The sequence below is a fragment of the Heyndrickxia sp. FSL W8-0496 genome, from assembly GCF_038007825.1.
GTDB lineage: Bacteria > Bacillota > Bacilli > Bacillales > Bacillaceae_C > Heyndrickxia > Heyndrickxia oleronia.
Window position 1 is genome coordinate 4,963,649 of the sequence record NZ_JBBOXX010000001.1, and the last position, 16,751, is coordinate 4,980,399.

Sequence of the window (16,751 nt, forward strand, 5' to 3'; positions counted from 1 at the left end):
ATTGATGATTTTCATTTATACTTATAAGCTAAATGTTAAAACCACTAATTCCCTTTAAAAGTAGATTCGTTTGTAGTTCGATATACTCTTCAAGAGAATATTTCTTTCTAAGAGCCCACCTTCTAAATCCCCACATCTGTCCCTGAACAAAAATATTATGTGCTAATAAATCGATATGAGGATCATCCATCATCCATTCACCATTTTCAATACAACGACGGATCAATGTTTCAAACATTCCTACCATTTCCATCTCTTTTTTTAGAACATATGGTAACGCATCTTTGGATAAGGACTTTGCCTCCTGGTACATGACTAACACTTCATCTTGCATTTCGTCCATAATCTTGAAATAATAGGCAATCCCCAGTTTTAGACTTTCAAGAGTCCCCTTTTCTACATCCATCCCCTGTAAGCGATCACGTACTTGGTCATATATACTATCACAGACAAGATAAAGAATATCTTCCTTCGTTCGGATATACTCATACAATGTACCGATACTAAAACCCGCAGCCTGAGCAATCTCCCTTGTAGTTGTGCGGTGAAACCCCTTCTCCTTAAAAAGAGCCACTGCACCTCGTATCATTTGCGTCCTACGCATATTGATTAACCGTTCATCCTTCACAGAAGCATGCACTGTTCTTTTCTTATTCACAATCATCACCTTCTCTCCCATCCAAACCCTTTAAGCCATTCAAGCTATCCCCTTTTCAATGGCTATCTTATTTAGTGAGCATTCTAGAAATGACTAGACGTTGAATTTCTTGTGTACCTTCATAGATTTGAGTGATTTTAGCATCGCGCATATATCTTTCGACAGGGTAATCCTTGGTGTAACCATACCCTCCAAAGATTTGCACAGCCTCTGTCGTAACCTTCATTGCTGTATCACCTGCTAAAAGCTTAGACATCGCCGATTCTTTTCCATATGGAAGGCCATTTGATTCTAACCATGCAGCCTGATATGTCAACAGACGCGAAGCTTCGATGCTTGTCGCCATATCCGCTAATTTAAATGAAATCCCCTGATTTGCCACAATAGGTTTTCCAAATTGCTGACGCTCTTTTGCATAAGCTACAGATGCATCAAGAGCACCTTGCGCAATGCCAACGGCTTGAGCTGCTATCCCATTTCTTCCACCATCAAGTGTCATCATTGCAATTTTAAATCCTTGCCCCTCTTCACCTAGTAAATTTTCTTTAGGGACTTTACATTCTTCAAAAATAATTTCTGTAGTTGGTGAGGAACGAATCCCAAGCTTTTTCTCCTTTTTCCCCACAGAGAAACCTGGAAAATCCTTTTCAATAATAAAAGCACTAGTGCCTTTTTGTTTGCTTGCTGGATCAGTTAAAGCAAACACTACATAAATATCAGCTATACCACCATTTGTAATAAATATCTTTGATCCATTTAAAACGTAATGATCCCCTTCTAATCGAGCAGTGGTTCGCATTCCGCCAGCATCAGATCCCGAACCTGGCTCTGTTAAGCCATAACCACCAATCTTTTCCCCTTGTGCCATCGGACGTAAGTATTTTTGTTTTTGCGCCTCTGATCCAAATTTATAAATGGGCCATCCAGCAAGCGACGTATGAGCAGATAAGGTGACACCTGTCGAAGCACATACTCTTGATAATTCCTCCACCGCTATGCAATAAGCCAAATAATCACTACCAATTCCGCCATATTCCTCTGGCCAAGGAATCCCTGTAAGCCCTAATTCAGCCATCTTATCAAAAATTTCACGATCAAAACGTTCTTCTTCATCACGCTCTGCAGCTGTAGGAGCCACCTCATTTTCAGCAAAGTCCCGAACCATTTTACGTATCATTTCATGCTCTTCCGATAGTTTGAAATTCATACTCATTTCCCCCAATAATTGTTTGATTTATAGCCGCTTACTAATGACTAATTTCTGTATTTCACTAGTACCTTCATAGATTTCCGTTATTTTTGCATCTCGAAAATATCTTTCTACAGGATAATCTTCGGTGTATCCGTATCCTCCAAATATTTGAATGGCATCGGTTGTCGTTTCGACTGCTGTTCGTGAGGAAAAAAGTTTAGCCATCGATGCTTCTGACTTACAAGGAAGCCCCTCTGTTTGTAAATTAGCAGAACGATAAACTAATAGCTTTGCAGCCTCAACTTGAGTTGCCATATCTGCAAGTTTAAAACCCACACCTTGCTGAGCAGCGATTGGTTTTCCAAATTGTACCCGTTGTTTCGAGTATTCAACTGATTTTTCTAATGCAGCTTCGGCTATACCTAAGCTTTGGGCGGCTATACCTATCCTGCCAACATCCAGATTTGCCATAGCAATTTTGAATCCTTGCCCTTCATTACCTAAAAGGTTTTCAGCAGGTACCTTCATATCTTCAAACGTTAGTTGAACGGTCCTAGATCCATGCAGCCCCATCTTTTGTTCATCTTTTCCTATGATTAATCCCGGCGTGTCCTTTTCAACAATAAAGGCAGAAATACCTTCTTTTCCAGCCTCTGGGTTTGTCACAGCAAATACTATATATGTATCTGCTTCACCACCATTGGTAATAAACACCTTTGACCCATTTATGACATAATGATCATTATTTCTAGTCGCCTTTGTCTTTTGATTTGCTGCATCGGAACCAGCACTCGGCTCAGTCAAACAAAATGCACCTAAGTATTTACCCGTTGCCAGCTTCGGAATATATTTTTGCTTTTGTTCCTCCGATCCAAAATACAGGATAGGATTGGTTCCCACTGAGCTATGAACAGATAAAATAACACCAATCGTTGCACTCACTCTTGATAGCTCGTGAATGGCAATAATATACGATGTAAAATCCATCCCTGCCCCACCATATTTCTCGGGAATGGTTATGCCCATAAGTCCTATCTCTGCCATTTTTTTAAGTACTTCCTTAGGAAACATCCCTGCCTCCATTTTGCCTATATACGGAGTAATTTCCGTTTCTGCAAAGTCGCGAACCATTTTACGCATCATTGCATGCTCTTCGCTGAATAGTAGATTCATCATAGTCTCCCCTTAAACTATTCGTAGATGTAAAATCCTCTACCGGATTTCTTGCCAAGCCATCCGGCCTTTACATATTTTCTTAGTAATGGGCATGGGCGGTATTTATCATCACCAAAACCTTCATGTAAGGTTTCCATAATATACAAGCACGTATCTAAACCAATAAAGTCAGCCAAGGTTAGCGGACCCATCGGGTGATTCATCCCGAGTTTCATCACCTCATCAATTGCTTCCTTTGTTGCCACGCCTTCATATAAAGTAAAAATGGCTTCATTAATCATTGGCATTAATACGCGGTTTGAAACGAAACCTGGAAAATCATTCACTTCTACAGGAACCTTTTTCAAAGTCTTCGTCATATCCTCTACTGCCTGATAAACTTCATCAGCAGTTGCCAATCCACGAATGATCTCAACAAGTTTCATTACAGGCACAGGATTCATAAAATGCATTCCAATCACTTTCTCTGGTCGACTGGTTGCAGCTGCAATCTCTGTAATCGGCAATGAAGAAGTATTAGAGGCTAAAATTGCGTGGGTAGGAGCATACACGTTTAATTCTTTAAAAATCTTACTTTTTATCTCCATATTTTCTACAGCAGCTTCAATAACAATATCTACATTTTGCGAATCTTGTAGTGTTGTTGAGTGAATAAATTTCGAGAGGATCTCATTCTTTTCTTCTTCTGTCATTCGTCCTTTTTCCACTTGTCTCGTTAAATTTTTTGAAATAACTGCCATTCCTTTTTCAATAAATTCCTCTTTTAAATCATTTAAATACACAGTATAACCTGCTTGAGCACAAACTTGAGCAATTCCTGATCCCATTTGCCCAGCCCCAATTATCATTACTGACTTAATTTCCATTAAAAAAACCCCCTTGTATAATGAACCCGTGTAAAATGAGTCATTCCGCACGAAACTTAGATCGATTCACGTAAATTCATAGGTGATTCGCACGAAATTTACTAAGTTTCGCACGAAATCGACCTAATTTCTTTTCACTTCAACCATGATGGCATCCCCTTGACCACCACCCGAACATATTGCAGCAATCCCGATGCCTCCACCACGTCGCTTCAATTCATAAATTAAGGTCAAAATAATTCGAGCCCCACTCGCTCCAATAGGATGGCCAAGTGCAATTGCTCCTCCATTAACATTAACCTTCTCTGGATCTAATCCTGCGATCTTACTGCTAGCAAGGGATACAGCTGCAAATGCTTCATTGATTTCAAACAAATCTATTTCATCTAAGGCTCGCCCTGTTTTCTTTAATAATTCATTAATGACAAGGCCAGGAGTTTGCGGGAAGTCTTTTGCTTCAACCGCAATAGCTGTATGCCCAAGGATATATGCCAATGGTTCAACTCCTGATGATTTCGCCTTTTCCTCACTCATCAAGACCATGGCACAAGCGCCATCATTGACACCTGGAGCATTTCCTGCTGTAATTGTTCCATCCTTATCAAAAACTGACGGCAGTGTAGAAAGCTTTTCGAATGTTGTATCACCTCTTGGTGCCTCATCCTTCGTAACAGTAATTGGATCTCCTTTCTTCTGGGGTACGAATACTGGCACAATTTCTTCAGCAAATTTTCCATCATCCATTGCTTGAACGGCCCTTCTATGGCTCCGTAATGCCCAGTGATCTTGTTCTTCTCTAGTAATCTCAAATTCTACTGCAGTATTATTTCCATAGGTTCCCATGTGTACACCGGTGAATGAACAGGTTAGACCATCATGTGTCATCATATCTTTCAAAGCAGTATCACCCATTTTTAAACCCCAACGAGCCTTAGGTAGAAAATAAGGAGAATTTGACATTGATTCCATTCCACCAGCGACAATAATTTCTTCTTCACCTAAACGAATCAGTTGATCTGCTAGTGTGACACTTCTCATTCCAGAAGCACAAACTTTATTGATTGTTTCGGTTTTCGTTTCCCAAGGAATACCAGCATTTCGAGCTGCCTGCCTTGAAGGCAATTGACCTTGACCACCTTGCAGTACAGAGCCAAGAATAACTTCCTCGACTGTCTTGGGTTCAATATTTGCACGGGTCAAAGCCTCTTTGATCACCATTCCACCTAACTCTGATGCTGAAAAAGTGCTCAACACTCCTCCAAATTTTCCAAACGGTGTTCTTGCCCCACTAACAATGACTGTTTTTGTCATCTCTATCCTCTCCTTTAGTAAAATCGAAGATTTCTACCTATTAGAAACCGCTTACAGAATATTGACTGAACGCTCGCTCGATGACTAACTTCATAAATAGGGACAATCGTCCCCTAGTACACTCAATCTTTTTAATTTTAAGTTTATTTTAAACTAAAAATAGCAGAAATTGAAACATTTTATAAAAAATTCTAAATTATATTTATGTTCAATCTCTGCTATTTACTGAATTAATTCATTTCTTTTATGATGCTATTGTTTGCTCTGGTTCACCACATACTGCTTTTTCTAATAACTCTGCTACATCATACGTTTTTACTGTCTCTTCGACTTCCTTAGCCTTTGTACCGTCAGATAGCATAGTTAAGCAGTACGGACATCCTGAACTGATAACAGATGGGTTAACTGCTAATGCCTGCTCAGTTCGTGATACATTTATACGGTGGCCAGTATCTTCTTCCATCCACATGAGCCCGCCACCTGCACCACAGCACATCCCTTTTTCCCGATTTCTGTCCATTTCAATAAGTTGAACACCAGGAATAGCTTTTAAAATTTCCCTTGGCGGATCATATACATCATTATATCTACCTAAATAACATGAATCATGGAATGTTATTTTTTCTCTAACATCAAATTTCGGTTTTAAACGCCCTTCCTTTACTAACTCATATAGGAGTTCTGTATGATGGAAAACCTCTGCCTCTAAACCAAAATCAGGATATTCCTTCTTAAAAATGTTATAAGCATGCGGATCTATTGTTACAATCTTCTTCACTTCATTCTTTTCAAACTCTGCAATATTTTGACCAGCAAGCTCCTGGAATAAAAATTCATTCCCTAATCGACGTGGGGTATCCCCAGAGTTCTTTTCTTTATTACCTAAAATCGCAAATTTTACGCCTGCCTCATTTAGAAGTCTTGCAAAAGATAAGGCAATTTTCTGACTGCGATTATCAAATGATCCCATTGATCCAACCCAGAATAAATATTCAAACTCTTCACCTGATTTTTTCATCTCTTTAACTGTAGGTACATGTACGTCTTCACGTGCGTCACGCCAGTTTTCACGTTCTTTACGGTTTAACCCCCAAGGATTTCCTTGCCTTTCAATATTCTGCATCGCACGTTGCGCATCTGCATCCATCTTACCTTCTGTTAATACTAAATAACGACGCAAGTCAATAATTTTATCTACATGCTCATTCATTACTGGACATTGATCTTCACAATTACGGCAGGTTGTACAAGCCCATATTTCTTCCTCAGTGATAACATCTCCGATTAAGCTTGGATTGTATGCTAGTGATGCCGCTGCCTCTTCTACTCCTTTTCCCGCACTAGCAAGTGCTAATTGATTTCCTGTTGTATTTGAAAAGGCAAATTTCGGCACCCATGGTTGCTTCGAAGTTACTGCTGCTCCATAGTTGGTTAAATGATCTCTCAATTTAATAATCAAATCCATTGGTGATAGCATTTTCCCAGTACCTGTTGCAGGACACATATTGGTACAACGTCCACATTCAACACAAGCATATAAATCAACTAGTTGTAATTGACTAAAATCCTCGATTTTCCCCACACCGAAGGACTCTTGTGACTCATCCTCAAAATCAATTGTTTTTAATTTCCCTACTCCATCAAGACGATTTAAGTAAACATTTGCAGGACCAGCAATTAAGTGAGCATGCTTTCCTTGTGGAACATAGACTAAGAAAGATAATAAGAAGATGAGATGAATCCACCAAGCCATATAAAAAACAACAATCGAGGCTGTTTCACCAATCCAACCAAATGCCAATGAAATAAGTGATGCAACAGGCTCTGTCCATGCTGCTTCCTCACCATGCCAGATAATCCCCATTCCATTCCCAATCAGTACTGATATCATGAGTCCGCCGATAAATAAAAGGACGAGACCTGCTTTAAATCCTCTTTTTAAACGTACCAATTTTTCAATATAACGTCGATAAAATGCCCAAACAACTGCAACTAAAATGATTAAGGTGACGATCTCCTGGAAGAATGTAAATGCAGGATAGAGTGGTCCTAATGGTAAATGTGATTCAGGAGCAAGCCCTTTCCAAATAAAATCAATTGCACCAAATTGAACAAGAATAAAGCCATAGAAGAACATGACATGAATAGCCCCACTCTTTTTATCCTTTAATAATTTTTTTTGCCCAAATACGTTCACCCAAATTTTGTTTAATCTTTCTTTTACTCGATGGTCAAACTCTACTTTTTTTCCAAGTTTAATATATTTAATCCTCGTTTTAACCACGTATACGAATAACGATACTCCGTAAACGGTTACAAAAAGAAAGGCTATCCAATTAACCCATAGTAACCACGACATCATATACACTCCTCTCCATTGATCCCTTTGTCTAAAAAACCCCTAATTTTCTGAATGTTGCTTACTTACCATTATATAATGAATGAGCATTCAGTCAATGTTTTTCTTTAAAAAGTTTTCCCCTACATGTTTACTTAATTTATGGAGATACTACTGTAACGTCATTCTTTCAAATAGGAGAGGGAATCTATGCTGACATGGCTTTGGATATCATTGAGTGTACTTTTCATAATCATTGCTTTATGTGCAGCAGATTATTTCTTGGGTAAAAGAAATTACCAACTTCATTGCCGAAAAAGAAGCTATCCGAAACGCCAAGGAGATATTCATCTTATCAATTGTGGAAAGGATTTATTTTCATCATTTTTTTCAGATATTAATCAAGCAACAAAGAGTATCAATATTCTTTTTTATATTGTAAAAAATGATCAAATAAGCAAGGAGTTTTTAAAACTTCTTGAAAAAAAAGCTCTCCAAGGGGTTAAGGTCCGTTTGCTTCTTGACTGGTTAGGTAGCCATAATACATCGAAAGACTTAATTTATCGAATTAAACAAGCTGGTGTAGAAGTTTCCTTTTGTCACCGTCCGCGTTTACCCTTCTTTTTTTTCACTTTGCAGCAAAGAAATCACCGGAAATGTGCCATTATCGATGGAGAAATCGGTTATTTAGGTGGATATAATGTTGGTAAGGAATATATTGATAATGACCCAGTCTTATCACCATGGCGAGATTATCACCTACGTATTAAAGGAGAAAGTTTACAGGATTTACATGAAGAGTTTTTTGTTAATTGGTACAGGGCAACAGGGGAATCCTCTGAAAAGCTCCAACCAAAAAATATAAATGGAACAATGAAGCATCGCCTCTTTCCGACCGAAGGAATTCGCTTAGAGGAGCAAATATGTCAACTAATAGATTCAGCTCAACATATCATTTATATTGGTACACCTTATTTTATCCCTTCAGCTAAAGTTATGAAAAGACTTATTGCTGCGTTAAATAGAGGCATTACTATCAAAATTATTGTTCCTAAAAAGTCGGATCATTTATTAGTAAAAGAAGCATCCTTTCGATATTTTCGTACATTGTTAGCTCAGGGAGCAAATGTCTACCAATATTTAAATGGCTTTTACCATGCTAAGGTTATCATTATCGATACCACTGTTTGCCAAATTGGAACAGCAAATTTTGATCGAAGGAGTTTATTTCTAAATCATGAATTAAATTGTTATATTTATGATCAGGATTTTATTGAACGTATGATTAAAGTGGTAGAACAGGATATACTAGACTCGCATAAGCTTTATAAGGAGGAGCTGGCTCGTACTTCTCTACTAACAAAGGCAAAGGAAATCGGCGCAAGAATTATTGCTGATATACTTTAATAAAGGCTCTTTTCTCAAAGATTATTGCTTTTAAAGTAGAGTTTTAACGAGTAAATATCTTTTAAAAAACTTCTACATCTGTCATTTCACTGAGAATAGAGCTAGATGCAATCTCCATAAGAATCGCTGAATCCTTTATTGGATGATAAAGCCGTGGTTAGGCTTTTACACAAGCAATAAACTAGACGAAAACAGCTCATTTCTAAAATAAAGGGTTGTCTGAATATCAGACAACCCTTTGTTTTACATTTTTTCAGGTGCAGAAACACCAATTAAAGCTAGTGCATTTTTCAAGGTAATTTGAACAGCCTTTATTAAGGCTAGACGTGCTTTTGTTAATTCAGCATTTTCCTTATCTAATACTTTTTCAGCATTATAAAAACTATGGAATGTTGATGCCAAATCATAGATATAGTTAGTAATGCGATGCGGAATTCGTTTTTCAGCTGCCTCAGCTATTATTGCAGGGAAATCACCTATTTTCTTCAATACTTCTATTTCTTTTTCTGCCTTAATGAGACTAAGATTAGCGGTTTCATCTACAGTTAATCCTTGTTCTTCTGCCTGGCGGAGGATACTGCAAATTCGAGCATGTGCATATTGTGCATAATAAACAGGGTTTTCATTTGATTGCGAAACAGCCAAATCTAAATCGAAGTCAAGATGAGTATCTGCACTTCTCATTGCAAAAAAGTAACGAGTGGCATCAAGTCCTACTTCCTCAATTAAGTCACGCATTGTTACAGCTTTTCCTGTCCGTTTGCTCATTTTCATTTTTTCCCCGTCTTTAAATAAATGAACAAGCTGAATGATTTCCACTTCAAGATTTTCAGGATTATAGCCTAATGCCTCCATAGCCGCCTTCATACGCGGTATATAACCATGATGATCAGCACCCCAGACATTAATTATCTTTTCAAAACCACGTTCAAATTTATCATTGTGATAAGCAATATCTGGTGTTAAATACGTATACGAACCATCATTTTTGATCAATACGCGATCCTTATCATCACCAAAAGCAGTAGAGCGGAACCATGTGGCACCGTCCAATTCATACACATGTCCACGTTCACGTAAGGTCTTTAACATTTCATCAATTTTATTGTTTTTATACAATGATGTTTCAGAATACCAGACATCAAATGGAACTCGGAAATTTTCTAAATCGGTTTTCAATTTTGCCATTTCATACTCTAAACCATATTGGCGAAAGAACTCAAAACGTTCTTCATCACTTTTTTCAAGGAGCTTTTCACCATATTCATTAGCAAGCTGTTTACCAACTTCTACGATATCTTTTCCGTGATAGCCATCTGCAGGCATTTCTTTATCTTGTCCAAGTGCTTGATAATAGCGTGCCTCTACTGATAATGCCAAATTATTAATTTGATTTCCTGCATCATTAATATAATATTCACGGCTCACTTCATACCCTGCCGATTCAAGTATATTACATAGAGAATCCCCTACAGCAGCACCACGTGCATGTCCTAAGTGAAGATCACCCGTTGGATTGGCAGAAACAAATTCTACTTGTATTTTTTGGCCTTTTCCTGCATCAGATTGACCGTATTTATCTCCTGCAGAAAGCACCGTTGGAATTAAGTCAGTTAAATAGCTATTATTCATATAAAAGTTAATGAATCCAGGGCCAGCAATTTCAATTTTCTCAATTGAAGCTTTAGAGGGGGCAAAATGAGCAACAATCTCTTCTGCTATCATACGAGGTGCTTTTTTTGCAACACGTGCAAGCTGCATCGCTATATTTGCTGCATAATCTCCATGAGCCTTATCCTTTGGTGTTTCAAGAATGATATCAGGAATTTGTTCTTCTGTTGCAAGGCCAGCTTTGATTATTGCATTTTTTATTTCATTTTTGACATTCATTTGAATTTGTTCGACTATATTCATGAATATTTATGCCTCCTTATATGTGATCAACATTTCATACTTACCTGAAGAAGCTCCTTGCATCATCAGATCATATGCTAATAAAAATTGACCTTCATTATTTCCTATATTTTTATGTTCAATTTTTTTCGTCTTCGTGGATAGCAATAATGTGCCGTATGGGCTCTCATATGACCCATTTTTTTCTACATCCTTATGAAAACCCAATCGCATCTTAAGTGCCCCACTACGTAAAATAACTGCACTTTCCTCCGACATTTTTACAATCGTCTGTACAGTTCCCTCTTCTAGTTCTTCATTATATTTCAAAAAAGCTGCATCGCCCTTTTGGTAATACTCACCTAAAAGCATTAACTCATACTTCTCGTTTTCCCGATCTTGTGTGATTGTTGTCTTTAAGTGAATTTTGACAGGCATTTGATGACCGATTTCCTCTGCCAAATGATCCACATCCTTTAATTTTTATGTATCTTTAATTTTCTCATTATAACCTTATTGGAATAAAAATTAAACTGGTGTTTCCTTAAAACATAAGAATCAATCCACTTGTAATTGGTGTTAAGATCATTGCAGCTTTTAAGACCACCTTCGGTACAAGGTTCGTAAATTTAGCCCCAATATATGCTCCCAGCATCGTGCCTATTAAAACTTGAATTAATAAAGTGACATCTAAAAATCCTTCTGTTGAAAACCCGACTCCTCCACCAACTGCGATAGGAACAATTACAAGCATTGTGGTACCGATGGATTGACGAAGAGTAAGTCCAAGAAAAGTTAGCAGCCCTAATTGAATAAATGGCGTTGAGCCAATACCAAACGTACCCGATAGTATACCCGTAATTATACCTAAGCACGCTGCTTTCATGATTTGAACCGAATGGATGGACCATTTTTTGTCTTCTGCATCTTTATTTTTCAACAGTAATAATCGAAGAATTAATAAAATTGCAGAAAGAAATAACATTCCACCTGTTAAATAATGCATCTCATTTGTAGGAATAAAGGCTGCAATTTTCGATCCAATTAAAGCTCCAATTGCTCCAAAGCCGCCTACTAACAGTCCTGCCTTTATAGAAATATTTCCTTCTCGATAGTGACTAAAAGCACCAGATAAACTTGTAAATGCCATTGCGGTTAAGGAGGTGGCCAATGCAGTATGAATTGGAATTTTGAATACAAGTGTAAGAATAGCAATAATAAATCCCGATCCACCTGCACCTACAAAGCCAAGAATTGCTCCTAAAAGTAACATAGTTAATACGATTGCCATGAATGACACTCCAATCAAACGTTCACAAAAATTGCTTTAAAATATTTATGATCACCAGAACATTATAGCATATGGTAACACCATTAGAACTTGAAGCCATGGACAAAGAAAAAGACTGAATAAGAAAGGAAATAATCCTTTCTATCCAGTCTTTCTTACCAATGTATAAAATACTCTATATTGTTACATATTTATTTAACCCATCCAAGGATCATTTCGCGAATTAATTTGCTTGCTGTGTTGGCCGTTTGTTCAGATGGATCATAGATTGGAGCTACTTCTACTAAATCACCACCTACTACCTTTACTTTCGAACGAGCGATTTCATGTATGGAGGCTAATAGTTCTTTAGAAGTAATACCACCGCAATCAACCGTACCAGTCCCTGGTGCATGTGCAGGATCAAGAACATCAATATCAATAGTTACATAAACCGGACGTCCTGCTAATAAAGGTAGAACCTTTCTTAATGGTTCAAGTACTTCAAACTTTGAGATATGCATTCCATTTTCTTTTGCCCATTCAAATTCTTCTTTCATTCCTGAACGAATACCAAATGAATAAACATTTCCAGGACCTATTAATTCCGCAGCTTTACGAATAGGTGTAGAATGTGACAATGGTTCCCCTTCATATTCCGAGCGTAAATCCGTATGCGCATCCATATGGATAATCGCTAGATCAGGGTATTTTTTATACATTGCCTTAATAACAGGCCATGAAACTAGGTGTTCTCCACCCATTCCAAGTGGAAATTTATTATCCTTTAATAGGCCATCAATATATTCCTCAATTAATTCAATACTGCGTTGTGGATTCCCGAACGGTAATGGAATATCTCCTGCATCAAAGTATTTTACTTCTTCTAATTCACGATCCAAATATGGACTATATTCTTCTAATCCTATAGATACCTCTCTAATCCTTCCAGGACCGAAGCGTGAGCCTGGTCGATAGCTTACCGTCCAATCCATCGGCATTCCATAAATGACCGCTTGACTATCCTCATAATGAGGATGACTTTTAATGAATACATTTCCTGAGTAGGCTTCATCAAATCTCATTTGGTGATCCCCCTTCTATAAAAGGATATCCTCTGATATCTACTGTTAAAAATAATTATTCTGTTAAATCCTTTACGAATTTTGGCAATACGAATGCTGCTTTATGAAGCTCTTTCGTATAATACTTCGTGTTAATATCATGAAAACGGTCTTCACTTACTTCAAGTGGATCATATTTTTTAGAACCTACAGTAAATGTCCACATTCCACTTGGATACGTCGGTACATTAGCAATATAAAGTCTAGTGATCGGGAAAATTTCCTTCACATCTTTTTGTACCTCACGAATGAGATCAGCTTTGAACCAAGGATTGTCTGTTTGAGCAACGAAAAGTCCATCTTCTTTTAATGCTTTAGAAATTCCAGCATAGAAGCCTTTTGTAAATAGGTTAACCGCTGGACCTACAGGTTCAGTTGAATCTACCATAATGACATCATACTCATTTTCACTATTTGCAATATGCATAAAACCATCGTCAACCTGTACATCTACACGTGGATTTTCTAATTCACCAGCAATTTCAGGTAGGAACTTTTTAGAATACTCAATAACCTTTCCATCGATATCCACAAGAGTTGCCTTCTTCACACTTGGATGTTTTAAAATTTCACGAATAACTCCGCCATCACCACCACCAACAACTAGAACATTTTCTGGATTCGGGTGAGTAAATAAAGGGACATGAGCTACCATCTCATGATAGACAAACTCGTCCTTTTCAGTAGTCATGACCATATCATCCAAGAGTAACATATTGCCCCATTCCTCAGTTTCAACCATGTCTAACTTTTGAAACTCGGTTTGTTCTGTATGTAAAGTTTGTTTTATCTCCATTGTAATTCCAAAATGCTCTGTTTGTTTCTCTGTAAACCATAAACCACCCATTGTAAACTTCCTTTCCGTTTCAATAGTTTTTGTCTTCTTATAGATGCTTCTACATCCATTTTTCCCTAAGACATTAAATACAAACATGAGAAAAAGTATAAAGAATTCTAGTCAAATTGCAAGAAAAATTTTTAATTGTTTTCTAAGAAATTTGTCACCTTATGTTTAAAAAAGGCTCTGTTTTTTCATACTGATAGAATATACATTTTATAAACATAAGACCTATGTTTTATTTGCAAAATAAATCTAGCACTGCCACCCACGCATATAAGATAAATGAGGTGATCATCATAGAAACAATGCCAAGTCCCAAAATAAAAAAAACGAAGCGATATTTTAGGCTATCCTTATTAGCCTTTTTAATCGTTCTTACTATATTCATTATTTTTATTGCTGGAATACTCATTTACGCAAAAATTTTAGGTCCACCGCCTCTATCTGTACCACAATCATCATTATACTATTCCAGCGATGGAAAGATTATTGGAGAGAGTAATAATGGTGAAAAACGATATTGGGTTAATATCGATGATATTTCTACTGATCTAATTCATGCGACCATATCGATTGAAGATCAAAATTTCTATGGTCACCACGGGTTTGATGTAAAGCGCATTGGTGGGGCAATTATCGCGGATATTAAAGCAATGGATAAGGTACAGGGAGCCAGCACCATATCACAGCAATATGCAAGAAATCTTTTTTTAACATTAGATAAAACTTGGAAAAGAAAGCTCTCAGAAGCATTTTTTACAATAAGACTTGAGATGAATTATGATAAAAACCAGATCTTAGAAGGGTATTTAAATACTATTAATTATGGCAATCAAGCCTACGGGATTGAAGCTGCAAGTCAATTTTATTTTGGAAAAAGTGCAAAAGACCTAAGTCTTGGAGAAGCATCTATTTTAGCCGGAATTCCAAAGGGACCAAGTATCTATTCACCCATTACTAATTTTGATAGAGCAAAAACAAGGCAAAAAATCATTCTTCAAGCAATGGTTAAAAATAAATATATAACACAAAAAGAAGCAAATCTAGCTGAAAAGGAGAAACTCGCCATTGTAGGGGAACATTCATATCAAACTGCTACAATCGCTCCCTATTTTCAAGATACAGTTAGAAGTCTCCTAAAATCTAAGCTAAATATCGATGATCGCATCATTGATTTAGGAGGGTTACATGTATACACAACATTAAATACGAATCAACAGAAAATTGCAGAAGAAGTAGTAGAGGAAACCATTTCGGAGAATTCCAATATTCAAATTGGATTTGCTGCAATGGATCCTGAAACAGGATTTGTTTCCGCCCTTGTTGGTGGGAGGGACTACAATAAGAGTCAATATAATCGAGCTGTTCAAGCACTACGCCAACCAGGATCAACGATAAAGCCGCTATTATACTATGCAGCGTTAGAAAAGGGATTTACTCCAACCACAATGATGAAGAGTGAACCTACCACTTTTCGTTTTGATGATGGCCGATCAGAATATACCCCACATAATTTTAATAGCAAATATGCAAATGGTGATATTTCAATGGCACAAGCACTCGCACTTTCAGATAATGTCTTTGCTGTAAAAACTCATCTCTTTCTTGGGCAACAAACTTTAATTGATACAGCAAAGCAATTTGGAATTCATTCAAAAATGGCCAAGGTTCCTTCCCTTGCACTCGGCACTTCGGGCGTACGTGTCATTGATATGGTCAATGCATATAGCCTATTAGCTAACGGCGGAAATCAAGTAGAGCCTGTCTTTATTACTAAAGTGGAGGATTATCAAGGAAATATTCTCTACCAATATGAACCGAAAAAAGAGCAGGTACTAGATCCTAAATTAACCTTTGTTTTGGACCAAATGATGACAGGAATGTTTGATAAAAAATTAAATGGTTATTCCTCTGTAACCGGCGCAACGATTGCTAACCAAATGACTAGGCTTTATGCTGGAAAATCAGGTTCAACTAATTCCGACAGTTGGATGATCGGATTCACACCTCAACTGACAGCTGGAGTATGGACCGGATATGATGAAGGAAAGACTATCACATTAACAGCTGATAAATTATATGCAAAAAATATTTGGATACGTTTTATGGAACGTTCACTCGAACATCAACCCATTAAAACCTTTAAAAAACCAAAAGGAGTCGTTTCTGTTCCTATAGACCCAGAAAGCGGTAAAATAGCAACAGATGATTGCCCTGTTTCACGATTAACCTATTTTGTGGCTGGCACAGAGCCAACCGATTACTGTGATACACACATTGGCAACTCCTCCCATCCACATAAACATAAAAAGTCAAAAAAGGAGGATAAATCGTGGTTTAACAAACTTTTCCGCCTATTTTAGAAAGAGTGTATATGTAAATGAAGGAAAATATACTGATACATGAAAAAACTCGGGGTGTGCGTCCCCGAGTTTTTCGTGTCCTAGTTTGTAATTGCAAACCATCAATTTAAGTTTACTTATTTTCTTAAAAATCAGCAAGTGACTGTGGATAAATTCAAACAACTGTCACTTTTTGTTCACATTTATCTTTAACAATGGCTGTTTTCGTATCGTTAAAGTTGCTTTTGTAAAAGCCCAACTTCCGGCTTTTACTCCCAATAAAGGATTCTAGCGGTTCTTATGGAGATTGCAGCACTTTTCTCAGTAAAATGA

At 37.3% G+C, this 16,751-nt stretch carries 13 protein-coding genes; 2 read left to right on the forward strand and 11 right to left on the reverse strand.

Annotated elements, in window-relative coordinates; all coding sequences use genetic code 11:
- Positions 1-28: 28 nt before the first annotated feature.
- From NST63_RS25185 to NST63_RS25210, 6 genes are all read right to left on the reverse strand, one after another.
- Entirely contained in the window at positions 29-664 is a 636-nt protein-coding gene (locus tag NST63_RS25185; RefSeq protein WP_373312667.1) for a TetR/AcrR family transcriptional regulator, read from the reverse strand.
- A 61-nt stretch (positions 665-725) separates the two neighbouring features.
- Positions 726-1,865 (reverse strand): acyl-CoA dehydrogenase, encoded by a 1,140-nt coding sequence (locus NST63_RS25190; protein WP_341044022.1) that lies wholly within the window; start codon positions 1,863-1,865, stop codon positions 726-728.
- Between the two features lie 27 nt (positions 1,866-1,892).
- Positions 1,893-3,023: an acyl-CoA dehydrogenase gene (locus NST63_RS25195; RefSeq protein WP_341044023.1), complete on the reverse strand. Its 1,131-nt coding sequence runs from the start codon at positions 3,021-3,023 to the stop codon at positions 1,893-1,895.
- Between the two features lie 17 nt (positions 3,024-3,040).
- Entirely contained in the window at positions 3,041-3,892 is an 852-nt protein-coding gene (locus NST63_RS25200) for a 3-hydroxybutyryl-CoA dehydrogenase (RefSeq protein ID WP_341044024.1), read from the reverse strand.
- 123 nt (positions 3,893-4,015) lie between these two features.
- Positions 4,016-5,203, reverse strand: coding sequence for an acetyl-CoA C-acetyltransferase (locus NST63_RS25205; protein WP_212945078.1), 1,188 nt, complete (start codon positions 5,201-5,203; stop codon positions 4,016-4,018).
- A gap of 244 nt (positions 5,204-5,447) precedes the next feature.
- Entirely contained in the window at positions 5,448-7,562 is a 2,115-nt protein-coding gene (locus tag NST63_RS25210) for a 4Fe-4S dicluster domain-containing protein (RefSeq protein WP_341044025.1), read from the reverse strand.
- A gap of 189 nt (positions 7,563-7,751) precedes the next feature.
- Between NST63_RS25210 and cls the strand changes: the two genes are divergently transcribed.
- Entirely contained in the window at positions 7,752-8,948 is a 1,197-nt protein-coding gene (cls, locus tag NST63_RS25215) for a cardiolipin synthase (RefSeq protein WP_341044026.1), read from the forward strand.
- A gap of 243 nt (positions 8,949-9,191) precedes the next feature.
- On the opposite strand, the gene argS is transcribed toward cls, so the two are convergent.
- The 5 genes from argS to speE all read right to left on the reverse strand — a co-directional run bounded on the left by argS (position 9,192) and on the right by speE (position 14,082).
- The gene (gene argS / locus NST63_RS25220) at positions 9,192-10,862 is read right to left on the reverse strand and encodes an arginine--tRNA ligase (protein ID WP_341044027.1); all 1,671 of its coding nucleotides are present in this window, start codon (positions 10,860-10,862) and stop codon (positions 9,192-9,194) included.
- Between the two features lie 6 nt (positions 10,863-10,868).
- Positions 10,869-11,303, reverse strand: a complete 435-nt coding sequence (locus NST63_RS25225) for a DUF1934 domain-containing protein (RefSeq protein ID WP_242598261.1) — start codon at positions 11,301-11,303, stop codon at positions 10,869-10,871.
- An 82-nt stretch (positions 11,304-11,385) separates the two neighbouring features.
- Positions 11,386-12,132: a sulfite exporter TauE/SafE family protein gene (locus NST63_RS25230; protein ID WP_341044028.1), complete on the reverse strand. Its 747-nt coding sequence runs from the start codon at positions 12,130-12,132 to the stop codon at positions 11,386-11,388.
- A gap of 191 nt (positions 12,133-12,323) precedes the next feature.
- Positions 12,324-13,196: an agmatinase gene (gene speB / locus NST63_RS25235; RefSeq protein ID WP_058005779.1), complete on the reverse strand. Its 873-nt coding sequence runs from the start codon at positions 13,194-13,196 to the stop codon at positions 12,324-12,326.
- Positions 13,197-13,251: 55 nt separating this feature from the next.
- Complete coding sequence (gene speE / locus NST63_RS25240; protein WP_212945074.1) at positions 13,252-14,082, reverse strand: spermidine synthase; 831 nt, start codon at positions 14,080-14,082, stop codon at positions 13,252-13,254.
- 299 nt (positions 14,083-14,381) lie between these two features.
- Here speE and NST63_RS25245 point away from each other — a divergent pair, with 299 nt between their 5' ends.
- On the forward strand, positions 14,382-16,439 hold the full coding sequence (locus tag NST63_RS25245) for a transglycosylase domain-containing protein (protein WP_212945073.1): 2,058 nt from the start codon (positions 14,382-14,384) through the stop codon (positions 16,437-16,439).
- Positions 16,440-16,751 lie beyond the last annotated feature (312 nt).

Bases quoted from the DNA above. Each gene is read 5' to 3' on its own strand.
- NST63_RS25185 (WP_373312667.1), bottom strand. From the start codon at position 664: ATGATTGTGAATAAGAAAAGAACAGTGCATGCTTCTGTGAAGGATGAA.
- NST63_RS25190 (WP_341044022.1), bottom strand. From the start codon at position 1,865: ATGAATTTCAAACTATCGGAAGAGCATGAAATGATACGTAAAATGGTT.
- NST63_RS25195 (WP_341044023.1), bottom strand. From the start codon at position 3,023: ATGAATCTACTATTCAGCGAAGAGCATGCAATGATGCGTAAAATGGTT.
- NST63_RS25200 (WP_341044024.1), bottom strand. From the start codon at position 3,892: ATGGAAATTAAGTCAGTAATGATAATTGGGGCTGGGCAAATGGGATCA.
- NST63_RS25205 (WP_212945078.1), bottom strand. From the start codon at position 5,203: ATGACAAAAACAGTCATTGTTAGTGGGGCAAGAACACCGTTTGGAAAA.
- NST63_RS25210 (WP_341044025.1), bottom strand. From the start codon at position 7,562: ATGTCGTGGTTACTATGGGTTAATTGGATAGCCTTTCTTTTTGTAACC.
- cls (WP_341044026.1), top strand. From the start codon at position 7,752: ATGCTGACATGGCTTTGGATATCATTGAGTGTACTTTTCATAATCATT.
- argS (WP_341044027.1), bottom strand. From the start codon at position 10,862: ATGAATATAGTCGAACAAATTCAAATGAATGTCAAAAATGAAATAAAA.
- NST63_RS25230 (WP_341044028.1), bottom strand. From the start codon at position 12,132: ATGGCAATCGTATTAACTATGTTACTTTTAGGAGCAATTCTTGGCTTT.
- speB (WP_058005779.1), bottom strand. From the start codon at position 13,196: ATGAGATTTGATGAAGCCTACTCAGGAAATGTATTCATTAAAAGTCAT.
- speE (WP_212945074.1), bottom strand. From the start codon at position 14,082: ATGGGTGGTTTATGGTTTACAGAGAAACAAACAGAGCATTTTGGAATT.
- NST63_RS25245 (WP_212945073.1), top strand. From the start codon at position 14,382: ATGCCAAGTCCCAAAATAAAAAAAACGAAGCGATATTTTAGGCTATCC.